We start from the raw sequence: 11,678 nt of genomic DNA on the forward strand, positions 1-11,678 counted from the left end.
GCCCGCGTCGCCGGGGCGCGCCGCCCGCCGGCCCGGGAACGCGCCGGTGGCGCCTTCGGTGCCGCGGAACTGTGGCTGCGGTCGCACCCGGGTGTGGCGGACGCACGCGCTGGGCGGCGCGGCGGCGATGATCGACCGGTACCCCGCGCGGTGACGCCGTGCGGTTCGACGGCGGGACGGGATGTGGGGGGCATGCGGCGCGATCGGCTCGGCGCGTCCGGCGTGTTCGCCGTGCACGGCGCGGTCACCGGGACGTTCGCCACCCGGGTGCCGTGGCTCGCCGACCACGTCGGGGTCGGTACCGGTCAGCTCGGCCTGGCGTTGCTGTTCCCGGCGATCGGCGCGATCGCGGCGATGTCGTTCACCGGGCGGTTGCTGCACCGCTACGACGGCCGGCAGGTCACCCGGATCCTGCTCGGCTGCTGGTGCGCGGCGCTGGTCCTGCCCGCGCTCGCCCCCAACCTGCCGCCGCTGTGCGCGGCGCTGCTGGTGTACGGCGCGGCGTCCGGGATGGCGGACGTGGCGATGAACGCCGAGGCGGTCGCGGTCGAGCAGGCGGCCGGCCGGTCGATCATGTCCGGGCTGCACGGGCTGTGGAGCGTCGGCGGGCTGGCCGCCTCCGGCGTCGGGGTGCTCGCCGCGGCGCTGAACGTCGACGGCCGACTGCACTTCGCGGTGATGGCGGCGATCCTGCTGGTCCTGGGGCAGTTCGCGGCCCGGCTGCTGCCGCCGGTCCGGCCCCGGCCGGACGCGGTGGAGCCACCCGCGTTCGCGCTGCCGCCGCGGCCGGTGCTGCTGATCGGGCTGCTCGGGTTCTGCGCGGTGTTCGGCGAGGGCGCCGGCTCGGACTGGGCCGCGAAGTACCTCACCGACATCGCCCACGCGCCGCAGGGCATCGCGGCCGGCGCGTACACCGGGTTCGCGATGGCGATGGCCGCCGGCCGGCTCGTCGGCGACGGCGTGGTCAACCGACTCGGCGTGGTCGGCACGGTACGGCTGGGCGGCATCCTCGCCGCGGCCGGCGCGGTGCTCGTCGCGCTCTCCCGCCAGGCGGTACCGGGGATCCTCGGCTTCGCGCTGCTCGGCGTCGGCGTGTCGGTGGTGGTACCGCTGACGTTCACCGCCGCCGGTTCGGCCACCAGCCACCCCGGCCACGCGATCGCCGGGGTCGCGACCATCTCGTACGGGGCCGGCTTCGCCGCGCCGGCGGTGATCGGCGGCATCGCCGGCGCCACTTCGCTGTCGGTCTCGTTCGTGGTGGTGGCGGTGCTGACCGGGCTGATCGCGGTCGGCGCCGGCCGCTTCGCACCCCGCCGGCACTGACCCCGCCGGCACCGACCCCGCCGGCACTGGCCCGCCAGCACCGACCCCGCCGGCGCTGACCCGCCGGCACCGACCCCGGCGGGCCGCGACGCCGGCATGCCGGGCCCGGCCGGCAGGCGATCCGCCGGTGTCGGGGCGGCGGGTTCCCCGGGTGTCGGCCGTCCGAGGCGGCGGCGCACGTAGGCTCGCGGCATGCAGAGTGTCGACGACTGGCTCGCTGAACTGGGGTCCTCGGCGCCGGCGCCCGGCGGTGGCGCGGCCGCGGCGATGACCGCGGCGATCGCCGCCGGCCTGGTCGAGATGGTGGCCAACCTGACCACGGGCCGAGCCAAGTACGCGCAGTACGAGCCGGACACCGCCCGGATCCTGGCCCGCGCGGCGCAGCTGCGCGCCGACGCGGTCGCGCTGATCGACCGGGATGCGACCGCGTTTCGCGAGCTGATGGCCACCTACCGGATCGACCGGGCCGATCCCGGCCGGGCCGACGCGATCCGTGCGGCGACGGTGGCCGCCGCCGAGCCGCCGCTGGCGATCGCGGCCCTGGCCGCCGAGGTCGCCGGGCTCGCCGCCGAACTGCCCGGCCGGTCCAACCGGACGGTGCTGTCCGATGTCGCGGTCGCCGCGAGCACCGCCGCCGCGGCGATCGAGTCCGCCGCGATCAACGTCGAGATCAACCTGTCCGGGCTGCCCGAGCCGGACCGGGCAGCGCTCGCCGGCCGGCTCGCCGCGGCGACCGACCAGCTCGGGCCGGCCCGTGCACTCGCCGCCCGGCTGCGCGCGGAGCTGTCGTCATGACCGCGCGGCACCGGGAACACCGCCGACCCCAACCGAACGAGGCAGCCTGCTGGGCGGTTGCCGAGCAGCGCGAACACCCGGAAGGCACGGAGGCGACGTCGTGACCGCGCGGATGATCGACGGGCGGGCGATCGCCGCCACGCTGCGCGCCGAGCTGACCGACCGGGTCGCCGCCGCGCCGGTACGACCGTGCCTCGCCATCGTGGTGCCGACGCCGGACGAGGGCGCCGCATGGTACGTGCGGCAGCTGTCCCGCACCGCCGAGAAGCTCGGCATCGAGTGCCGGGTGGTCGGGCCGCCGGTCGGCGCCGACGAGCTCGTCGCCCGGCTGGCCGAGCTGTCCGCGGACGACACGGTGCACGGGGTGCTGTGCCAGACGCCGCTGCCGGCCGGGATCACCCCGGTACAGGCCGGCGGCGCGATCGACGTGGCGAAGGACGTCGACGGCGCGAACCCGCGCTCGGCCGGTCTGCTCGCCGCCGGCGCCGTCGCCTACCCGCCGGCGACCGCCGCCGCGGTGCTGCACCTGCTGCGCGCCGAGGGCGTCGAGCTGGCCGGCCGCGACGCGGTCGTGGTCGGCCGCTCCACCGTGGTCGGCAAGCCGGCCGCCACCCTGCTGCTCGCCGAGCAGGCCACCGTGACGGTCTGCCACTCCCGTACCCGGGAGCTCGCCGAGCACACCCGGCGGGCCGACGTGCTGGTCGCCGCGGTCGGCCGGGCCGGGCTGCTCGGCGCCGAACATGTCGCGCCCGGCGCCGTGGTGATCGACGTGGGTACCAACCCGACCGCGGACGGCGGCCTGGTCGGCGACGTGCGTACCGGCGAGGTCGCCGAGGTGGCCGCCGCGATCACCCCGGTCCCCGGCGGCGTCGGCCCGGTCACCACCGCCATCCTGCTGTCCCACGTGGTCCACGCCGCCGGCGCCTGACCCGCGTCGTACGCCGGCCTCGCGCGGACCGCGGCCAACGCCGGCCTCGCGCGGACCGCGGCCCGACGCGGACCGCGGCCCGACGCGAACCGCGGCCCGACGCGAACCGCCGGCGCGGGCGGCGAGACCGCCGGACCGTCAGCGGGCCACCCGTTCGGTGGACGGTTAGCCGGCCACCGGTTCGGCCGGGGCGGTACGGCGGCGGGGCAGCCGCAGGATGCGTTCGGAGTGCTGGTCCTCCCGGACGTCGACCAGCCGGGCGCGCAGCAGCTGACCGACCGACACGACGCCGAGCAGCCGGCTCGCGTCGGTGCGGTCGACGACCGGGATGCGGGTCACGCCGGAGGTGGCGAGCCGGTTCGCCACCTCGCGCAGCGTCTCGTCCGGCAGCGCCACCACCGGGTCGGCGACCATGATGTCGCGCACCGTGCCGGACTGCGGTGGGTTGAGCGCCGCGTCCAGCAGGTCCCGCCGGGTCGCGACGCCGACCAGCCGGTCCCCGGCGTCCAGCACCGGGTACAGCCGCTGCCGGTGCTGCCGGTCGCGTACCTGCACGTGCTCGGGCGACAGGAACGTCGCGGTGACCGCGGACAGCGGGCTGTCCACCCGTAGCGTCACCACCTCGGTGCTCATCACCTCGCGGATGAACATGATCTCCAACGGATCGATCGAGTACTCCCGGGTCAGGTGATGGCCGCGGCGGGCGATCTTCTCGGTCAGCACCGAGCGCTTCAGCACCAGCGCGGACAGCCCGTACCCGGCGGTGGCGGCGATGGCGAGCGGCAGCAGCGCCGCCCACTCGTGCGTCAGCTCCAGCGAGAACACCACCCCGGTCAGCGGCGAGCGCATCACCCCGCCGACCACCGCGGCCAGCCCGACCAGCGCCCAGAACCCGGGCCCGACGTGCGGGAACACCCGCGCCTCCAGGGCGCCCAGGGCGCCGCCGATCATGAACACCGGCGCCAGCACGCCGCCGGAGGTACCGGAGCCGAGCGAGAACCCCCAGATCAGCGTCTTGACCACCAGGATGCCGACGATCAGGCTCAGCCCGGCGTGCCCGGTGAGCAGGTCGCGGATCACGTCGTACCCGACGCCCAGGGCGCGGGGCTGGATCAGCCCGCCGACGCCGATCACCAGGCCGCCGATCGCCGGCCACCACATCCAGTGCACCGGCAGCTTCGCGAACAGGTCCTCGGCCAGGTACACCAGGTTGGTGGCGAGCACCGCGAGCACCCCACCGACGCAGCCGGCGACCACGCACAGCAGGTACACACCGGGGTCCAGGTGCAGGTGCACCGCCGGCACGCCGAAGATCGGCGCCGAGCCGAGCAGCGCGTAGCGGGCCACGGTGGCGGTGGCGACGCCGGTGGCCACCGGCAGGAAGCTGCGTGGCCGCCACTCGAACAGCAGCAGTTCGACCGCGAGCAGGACCGCCGCGAGCGGCGCGTTGAAGGTGGCGGCCATCCCGCCGGCGGCACCCGTGACCAGCAGGATCTTGCGCTCGTCGGCGGTCAGTTTGAGGTGCTGCGCGAGCACCGAGCCGACCGCGCCGCCGGTCATGATGATCGGCCCCTCGGCGCCGAACGGGCCGCCGGAGCCGATGGAGATCGCCGCCGACAGCGGCTTGAGGATCGCCACCCGCGGCTGCACCCGGCTGCCGCCGGTCAGGATCGACTCGATCGCCTCCGGCATCCCGTGCCCGCGGATCTTCTCCGACCCGAACCGGGCCAGCAGTCCCACGATCAGCCCGCCGAGCACCGGTACGCCGAGGATCACCAGCCGGTGTGGCGAGTCCGGCGCGGTGAGCGCGGTGTCCACCCGGAAGTGGAAGAACAGGTTCGTGGCCAGTCCGATCAGCCGCAGCAGCGCGAACGCCACCACCGCACTCGCCGCGCCGATGACCACCGCCAGGCCGAGCAGCAGCAGTACCCGGCGGGTCACCGTGAAGTCGCCGAGATGATCGGCCCGGGTGGCGGTGGTGGGGCCGGGGCGGGGTGCGGGCATGCGGGATCCTTGCCGGTCGAGGGAGGGGTTCACCCGACTGTATTGGTCTGGTTTGCGGCCGTCGGCGGCGGCGTGCGCCGCTGTGACCTGGTCGTCTGTGTCCACACCGGCCGTACGGCGGCTCGGCGCACCGGGTGATGATGGGCGGATCGGCACAGCCGCCTCGCGGTCGGCACCAGCGGCGGGACATGATCGAGCGATGACCGGACCTGCCCGTACCCGGGACCTGACCTGGCTGGTGGCGCTGTCGTCGGCGCTGTGGGGGACCGACGCGCTGCTGCGCAAGCCACTCACCACCCAACTGCCCATCCCGCTGATCGTGGTGCTGGAACACGCGGTCTGCGTGGCGATCCTGTCGCCGCTGCTGCCGCGGGCCTGGCGCGGCTGGCGGCGGCTGACCGGCCGGCAGCGGCTCGCCATGCTCGGCGTCGGTGCCGGCGCCTCGGCGCTCGCGACCACGCTGTTCACCCTGGCGTTCACCAAGGGCGACGCGATCACCCCGCTGGTCCTGCAGAAGCTGCAGCCGCTGTTCGCGATCGGGCTGGCCGGGCTGCTGCTCGGCGAGCGGCTGCACCGGCGGTACCTGCTGTTCGTGGTGCCGGCGCTGGCCGGTGCCTGGCTGCTGACCTTCCCGGACCCGCTGCACGTCGGGCTGGCGAGCGCCGAGGCGGCGCTGCTCGCGGTGGGCGCCGCCGCGCTGTGGGCCGGCGGTACGGTGCTGGGCCGGCTGGTGTCCACCGAACTGGACCCGACCACCCTGACCGTGCTGCGGTTCGCGATCGGGCTGCCCACCGCGGTGGTGATCGCGCTCGCCACCGGTACCTCGTGGCGGGTCGCACCGGCCGACTGGCCGGCAGTGGTGGCGCTGGCGCTGATCCCCGGCCTGCTCGCGCTGCTGCTGTACTACCGGGGGCTGCGCCGCACCGCGGCGTCTCGTGCCACCCTGGCCGAGCTGGCGTTCCCGGCGACCGCGGCGCTGGTCGGGGTGTTCGCGCTGGGCGAGAAGTTCGCGCTGACCCAGTGGCTGGGCGTCGCGCTGGTGGCGGCCGCGGTCACCGCCTTGGGGGTACACGAGCGGTCCGCGACCGGCCCGGCCGTGGTCACCGGCCGGCTCGCCACCTCCGACGCGGGCTGAGCGGAGTCTGCGGGCGTCGACTCGGACCGCCGAGGCGCTGCCCGGGCTCGGGGTGATCCCTGAGGGGTGGATCGGGGACAGCTCGGTACCGCGCCCGATGCCGGGAACCCGGCCCGGCGGCGAGCATGGTGGCATGGCACTGCAGACTCCGGCGGCGCCGCGGCCCGCCGACGCCGATCCCTCGTCGACCGCCGGGCCGGGTGTCGAACCGACCGACGACGAGCGGGACGCGCTGGTGGGGCGGCTGCGCGAGGCGGTGGGCGCCGGCCGGCTGGACCTGGCCGAGTTCGATCGGCGGGCCGCGGCCGCCTACGCGGCGTCCAGCCGGTCGCAGTTCGCGGCGCTGACCGCGGATCTGGCGCCGGCACCGCCCCGGCCCCCGCGCTGGAACGGCCCGGCCAACGAGGTGCTGGTGCGGTTCGGCCCGATCGCCGTCACCGCCGACACGGTGCGGACCCCGGGCGGCACCTTCCCGCTGTCCGGTTCGGTGTGGCGCAGCTACGACTACTGGCAGACGCGCCGGGTGATCCCGACCGTGGCGATCGTCGCGGCAGTCCTCGGCTTCTTCGTGGTGCCGTTCGTGTCGCTGCTGTTCCTGCTGGTCCGGCAGGACCAGACGACCGGCGTGGTGCAGGTCTGCGGGAACGACGGCGGCCGGCAGCACGTGGTGGACCTGCCGGTGCGCAACCCCGCGGACGCCTACGCCATCCACCGGCAGGTCCAGTACGTGCAACTGCTCGCCGCCCGCTAGGGCGCCCGCAGGGCTCCGCCCGGGCGGGCCGTGCGGACACCCCGGGGCCGGCGGCCGGGCTCACTCCTCGGTGGCGCGGTCCTTGATGATCGCGACCGGGCAGTTCGCGTTGTGCAGCACCGACTGGCTGACCGAGCCGAGCAGCAGCCCCTTGAAGCCGCCGCGACCGCGCGAGCCGACCACGATCAGCTGGGCGTCCGCCGCGGCGTCCAGCAGCACCTGGGCCGCGCTGCCCAGCGACACCTGCCGCCGCACCCGCACGTCCGGGTACCGCTCCTGGTAGCCGGCGAGGCTCTCGGCCAGGGCCCGGTCCTGGTCGGCGCCGAACTGCTCCACGTCGATCTGCATCGGCACCAGGTCGAGCCCGGCGGGTACCTGCCAGGTGCTGATCGCGACCAGTTCGGCGTTGCGGAACGACGCCGCCTCGAACGCGAAGCCCACCGCCGCCTCGGACAGCTCCGAGCCGTCCACGCCGACCACGACCGGCCCGGCGCCGCCGCCGTCGCCGCGCGGCGGGACGACCACGACCGGGCTCGCCGCGTGCGCCGCGACCTGCACGCTGACCGACCCGACCAGCAGCCCTCGGAAGCCGCCGTACCCGCGACTGCCGAGCACCACCAGCCCGGCGCGCTGCGACTCGTCGATCAACGCCTCGGCCGGTACGCCCTCGATCACGGTGCCGCTGACCACCAGCTCACCGCCGGCCGCCTTGCGGGCCCGGTCCGCGGCCTCGCTGACCATCCGCTCGAACCCGGGACGCAGTTCCGACTCGGTCGGCAGACTCTCCGGCGCGACCGACGCGGCCAGCGAGGGGAACGGGAACACGTAGATCAACCGCAGTGGGAGGTTGCGTTCGGCGGCGAAGCGTGCCGCCCAGTCGATCGCCGCGCCGCCGGCCGGCGACCCGTCGACGCCCACCACGACCGGGCCGTCCGGGATCTGTGTCATCTGCGCTCTCCTCACCACAACAGCCGGACCCGGCCGGGTCCGGCTGTTGTCATGATCGCGTGGCGCGACGGCCAGCGTCCTGTTTTTGACCGCGGAAGTGACCCGTCAGTCGTTCTGGGTGTCCTCGGTCGGTGCGCTGTCGTCCGACTCGTCCTCGGCGAGGATCCGGTACAGCTGGCGACGGGTGTCGGCCATCAGCTTGGTGGCCGCCGCGACCTGCTGCCGGTTGCCGGCGCTGACCACCTGGCCGAACGCCTGCATCACCTGCCGGCCGGTGTCGGCCAGCGCGAGCCAGCTCTCGTCGACCCCTTCGGCCGCCGAGCGCCACACCCCGTCGATCTCGTCGCGGTGCTCCTGCACGTACTCCCGGCCCTGCTCGGTCACGGTGAACACCCGCTTGCCGGCGCCCGGCTGCGGCTCGATCAGCCCCTCGTCCTCCAGCTGCTGGAGGGCGGGGTAGACCGCGCCCGGGCTGGCCCGCCAGGCGCCCTCGCTGCGGGTCGCGATCTCGCGCATCAGCTGGTAGCCGTGCATCGGCTGCTCGGCGAGCAGCCCGAGCGCGGCCAGCCGGATGTCGCCGCGGGCCGCGCGGGAACCGCGCCGGCCGCCGCGGTGACCGCCGGGGCCGAACGGGAAGCCCGGCCCGAAACCACCGAAGCCGGGACCGAAGCCCGGGCCTCCGCCGCGCCAGCCCCGGTGGTACGCGCGTCGCTCGGCGCCGCCGTGTCCGCGCCCGCCGCGGCCGTGGCTGTGGCCGCCGTCGTGGTGCTCGGACTCGGCGAAGCGGGCGAAGCCGCGACCGAAGGCGCTGCGCAGGTGTGCCGTTCGTGGGTCCATGGCGTAATCCATGATCCTTCTCCTTTGCGTTCTCAGCTCTATCACGTGCCTTCGAAGATATATCGCTAACGCTCTTCTGGCAAGCGTCGCGCTGTGGCGGTTGACACTGGCACGATGACAGTGTCATGGTTCTGGTATGGACACGCAGCCGCGGCGGGTCGACCCGCTCTGGACGCTCGACGAGCTCGTCGAGCGGGCCGGCCGCGCCCTGTCCGGCGCCGGCACCTCGGCCGGGAACGGCCGGGTCCGGCAGCTGCCCGACCGCCGCGCCGTCCGGTGGTACGCGTCGACCGGCCTGGTCGACCGCCCCGGCGTGATGCGCGGCCGGGTCGCTCTCTACGGCCCGCGACAGCTGTTGCAGCTGGTCGCGATCAAGCGCCGGCAGGCGCAGGGCGTCCGGCTCGCCGACATCCAGGCCGAGCTGGCCGGCGCTGCCGACGACGAGCTCGCCGCGATCGCCGCGGTCCCGCCCGAGCTGCTCGCCGGTGACGCAGCCGCCCCGGGCGTGCCGGACGTGCCGGTGCGCCCCCGGTTCTGGCTCGACGTGCCGCCGGCGGCGACACCGCAGCACCGCTCGGCCAGCACCGACCCCCCGACCAGCACCGACATCCCGCCCGGCACCGACGCCCCGACCAGCGCGAACCCCCCGGCCAGCACCGACGCCCCGCCCGGCGCCGTGCACGGGCTGGTGCTGGGCGACGGCGCGATCCTGCTGCTGGCGCCGGGGGACGCCGCGCCCACCGAGGCACGGGCCGCCGCACTGCGGGCGGCGGCGGCGCCGCTGCTCGCGGCGCTCGCCGCGCACCGCGCTGAGAGCCGGGCGGCCGCCGGCCCGAAGGACGACACTGACCGCAGCGACCCGCAGGAGGAACCGCGATGACCGTGCAGCTGACCACGCTCGGCGACCCCGAGTTCGACCGGGTCGGCGGACGCCGGGCCGGTGCGCCGACCGCCGACGACGAGCCCGGCGCCGGCGCGCTGACCACCTCGCGAGGCAACCTGCCGCTGGCCGCGCTGGCGGTCGATGCGCGCATCGTCGGGTTGACCGCGCACACCGTGCTGCGGCAGACCTTCCGCAACCCGTACGACGAGCCGCTGGAGGCGACGTACGTCTTCCCGCTGCCGCCGCGGGCCGCGGTGACCGGGATGCGGATGACCGCCGACGACCGGGTCGTCGACGCCGAGCTGCAGGAGCGCGGTGCCGCGCGCAAGCGGTACGAGAAGGCGGTGGAGTCCGGGCAGCGGGCGTCGATCGCCGAGCAGGAGCGGCCGGACGTGTTCACCATGCGGGTCGGCAACATCCTGCCCGGCGAGCGGGTCGAGGTGGAGCTGACCACCGAGGGCCTGCTGCCGTACGCCGACGACGCCGCGACGTTCCGCTTCCCGCTGGTGGTGGCACCCCGCTACATCCCCGGTGCGCCGCTGCCCGGCGGCTCGGTGGGCGACGGTACGGTCCCGGACACCGACGCGGTGCCGGACGCGTCCCGGATCACCCCGCCGGTGCTGCTGCCCGGGTTCCCGAACCCGATCGACCTGTCGGTGACGGTGCAGGTCGACGCCGGCGGGCTGCCGCTGCGGCAGGTGCGTTCCAGCCTGCACACGGTCGACACCGAGCGCACCGACGACGGCGTACGGCTCGCGATCGCGCCGGGGGAGCGGGCCGACCGCGACTTCGTGCTGCGCCTGGGCTACGGCGAGCAGGCCGTCGCGACCGCGGCGAGCGTCACCCCGGACGCCGACGGTTCCGAGCCCGACCCGGAGTACGGCGCGGGCACCGTGCGGCTGACCCTGCTGCCGCCGACCGACGCGGTGCCGCCCCGGCCGCGCGACGTGGTCCTGCTGCTGGACCGGTCCGGCAGCATGAACGGCTGGAAGATGGTCGCCGCCCGCCGCGCCGCGGCCCGCATCGTGGACACCCTCACCGACGCCGACCGGTTCGCCGTGCTGCGGTTCGACCACGTGGTCGAGCACGTGGACGGGCTGCCGGAGGGCCTGGTCACCGCCACCGACCGGCACCGGTACGCGGCGGTCGAGGCGCTGGCCCGCACCGACGCCCGCGGCGGTACCGAGCTGCTCGCCCCGCTGACCGAGGCGCTGTCGCTGCTGGCGGAGTCCGGCCGGGACCGGGTGCTGGTGCTCGTCACCGACGGTCAGGTCGGCAACGAGGACCAGATCGTCGCCGCCAGCGCCGACCGCCTGGCCGACGTCCGGGTGCACACCGTCGGCATCGACCGTGCCGTCAACGCCGGATTCCTCGGCCGGCTCGCCGCGCTCGGCGGCGGCCGGTGCGAGCTGGTGGAGTCGATGGACCGGCTGGACGAGGCGATGACCGCGATCCACCGGCGGATCTCCGCCCCGGTGCTGCGGGACCTGCGGCTGGAGTTCGACGGCGCGGAGCCGGTGGCCGGCACGCTGACCCCGGCCCGGATGCCGGATCTGTTCCCCGGTGCGCCGGTCGTGCTGGCCGGTCGGCTGCGCGCGGCCGGCGGCGGCCGGGTGCGCGTGCACGCCCGCCGGCCGGACGGCACCCCGTGGTCGACGAGCGTCGAACTGGTCGCCGCCGAGGACCCGGCCGCGGCCGCCGTCTGGGCCCGCGGCCGGCTGCGCGACCTGGAGGACGAGTACGCGATCGGCGCGACCGACCGCTCGCCGCTCGAGGCGAGGATCGTCGCGACGTCGCTGCGGTTCGGCGTGCTGTGCCGGTTCACCGCGTACGTGGCGGTCGACAGCCGGGTGGTCACCGAGGGCGGGACGCCGCGCCGGGTGACGCAGCCGGTGGAGCTGCCGTCCGGTTGGGAGCCGCCGTCGGTACTCGCCGGTGGCGGTGGCGGCGGCCGGATGATGCCGATGGCGATGAAGCTGTCGTCGGCCGGTGCACCGCCGGCTCCGGGCGCCGCGCCCGGCGGGCCCGCGCCGGCTGCGGGTGGCCCGGGCGTGTCCGCGCGGCGGGCCGGACC

10 protein-coding genes are annotated in these 11,678 nt (G+C 75.8%); 7 read left to right on the forward strand and 3 right to left on the reverse strand.

Going from position 1 to position 11,678, the window contains the following annotated elements; translation table 11 throughout:
* The first annotated feature begins 192 nt into the window (after window positions 1–192).
* The 3 genes from NUM_RS33455 (at window position 193) to NUM_RS33465 (ending at window position 3,046) form a co-directional block, all read left to right on the forward strand.
* Window positions 193–1,323 (forward strand): MFS transporter, encoded by a 1,131-nt coding sequence (locus NUM_RS33455; protein WP_207128938.1) that lies wholly within the window; start codon window positions 193–195, stop codon window positions 1,321–1,323.
* Between the two features lie 192 nt (window positions 1,324–1,515).
* On the forward strand, window positions 1,516–2,118 hold the full coding sequence (locus NUM_RS33460) for a cyclodeaminase/cyclohydrolase family protein (protein WP_207128939.1): 603 nt from the start codon (window positions 1,516–1,518) through the stop codon (window positions 2,116–2,118).
* 100 nt (window positions 2,119–2,218) lie between these two features.
* Window positions 2,219–3,046 (forward strand): bifunctional 5,10-methylenetetrahydrofolate dehydrogenase/5,10-methenyltetrahydrofolate cyclohydrolase, encoded by an 828-nt coding sequence (locus NUM_RS33465; RefSeq protein WP_225919026.1) that lies wholly within the window; start codon window positions 2,219–2,221, stop codon window positions 3,044–3,046.
* Window positions 3,047–3,211: 165 nt separating this feature from the next.
* On the opposite strand, the gene NUM_RS33470 is transcribed toward NUM_RS33465, so the two are convergent.
* Complete coding sequence (locus NUM_RS33470; RefSeq protein ID WP_207128940.1) at window positions 3,212–5,050, reverse strand: chloride channel protein; 1,839 nt, start codon at window positions 5,048–5,050, stop codon at window positions 3,212–3,214.
* A gap of 199 nt (window positions 5,051–5,249) precedes the next feature.
* On the opposite strand from NUM_RS33470, the gene NUM_RS33475 reads away from it, so the two are divergent.
* The gene (locus tag NUM_RS33475; RefSeq protein WP_207128941.1) at window positions 5,250–6,185 is read left to right on the forward strand and encodes a DMT family transporter; all 936 of its coding nucleotides are present in this window, start codon (window positions 5,250–5,252) and stop codon (window positions 6,183–6,185) included.
* 133 nt (window positions 6,186–6,318) lie between these two features.
* Window positions 6,319–6,936 (forward strand): DUF1707 SHOCT-like domain-containing protein, encoded by a 618-nt coding sequence (locus NUM_RS33480; protein ID WP_207128942.1) that lies wholly within the window; start codon window positions 6,319–6,321, stop codon window positions 6,934–6,936.
* 60 nt (window positions 6,937–6,996) lie between these two features.
* Here the strand turns inward: NUM_RS33480 and NUM_RS33485 are convergent, their stop codons facing one another.
* Window positions 6,997–7,884 carry a universal stress protein gene (locus tag NUM_RS33485; RefSeq protein ID WP_207128943.1) on the reverse strand — a complete coding sequence of 296 codons (888 nt, stop codon included), beginning with the start codon at window positions 7,882–7,884 and terminating at the stop codon, window positions 6,997–6,999.
* 105 nt (window positions 7,885–7,989) lie between these two features.
* Entirely contained in the window at window positions 7,990–8,733 is a 744-nt protein-coding gene (locus NUM_RS33490; RefSeq protein ID WP_207128944.1) for a PadR family transcriptional regulator, read from the reverse strand.
* 124 nt (window positions 8,734–8,857) lie between these two features.
* Here NUM_RS33490 and NUM_RS33495 point away from each other — a divergent pair, with 124 nt between their 5' ends.
* Window positions 8,858–9,601, forward strand: a complete 744-nt coding sequence (locus NUM_RS33495; protein ID WP_207128945.1) for a MerR family transcriptional regulator — start codon at window positions 8,858–8,860, stop codon at window positions 9,599–9,601.
* The coding region (locus NUM_RS33500; protein ID WP_207128946.1) for a VIT domain-containing protein at window positions 9,598–11,678 on the forward strand (2,081 nt) is incomplete at its 3' end. The genes NUM_RS33495 and NUM_RS33500, both read left to right, overlap by 4 nt.

This window comes from Actinocatenispora comari (assembly GCF_017312725.1).
Taxonomy (GTDB): Bacteria; Actinomycetota; Actinomycetes; order Mycobacteriales; family Micromonosporaceae; genus Actinocatenispora; species Actinocatenispora comari.

Coding starts and splice junctions, on each gene's coding strand:
- NUM_RS33490 (WP_207128944.1), bottom strand. CDS start 8,733: ATGGATTACGCCATGGACCCACGAACGGCACACCTGCGCAGCGCCTTC.
- NUM_RS33485 (WP_207128943.1), bottom strand. CDS start 7,884: ATGACACAGATCCCGGACGGCCCGGTCGTGGTGGGCGTCGACGGGTCG.
- NUM_RS33455 (WP_207128938.1), top strand. CDS start 193: ATGCGGCGCGATCGGCTCGGCGCGTCCGGCGTGTTCGCCGTGCACGGC.
- NUM_RS33475 (WP_207128941.1), top strand. CDS start 5,250: ATGACCGGACCTGCCCGTACCCGGGACCTGACCTGGCTGGTGGCGCTG.
- NUM_RS33495 (WP_207128945.1), top strand. CDS start 8,858: ATGGACACGCAGCCGCGGCGGGTCGACCCGCTCTGGACGCTCGACGAG.
- NUM_RS33470 (WP_207128940.1), bottom strand. CDS start 5,050: ATGCCCGCACCCCGCCCCGGCCCCACCACCGCCACCCGGGCCGATCAT.
- NUM_RS33480 (WP_207128942.1), top strand. CDS start 6,319: ATGGCACTGCAGACTCCGGCGGCGCCGCGGCCCGCCGACGCCGATCCC.
- NUM_RS33460 (WP_207128939.1), top strand. CDS start 1,516: ATGCAGAGTGTCGACGACTGGCTCGCTGAACTGGGGTCCTCGGCGCCG.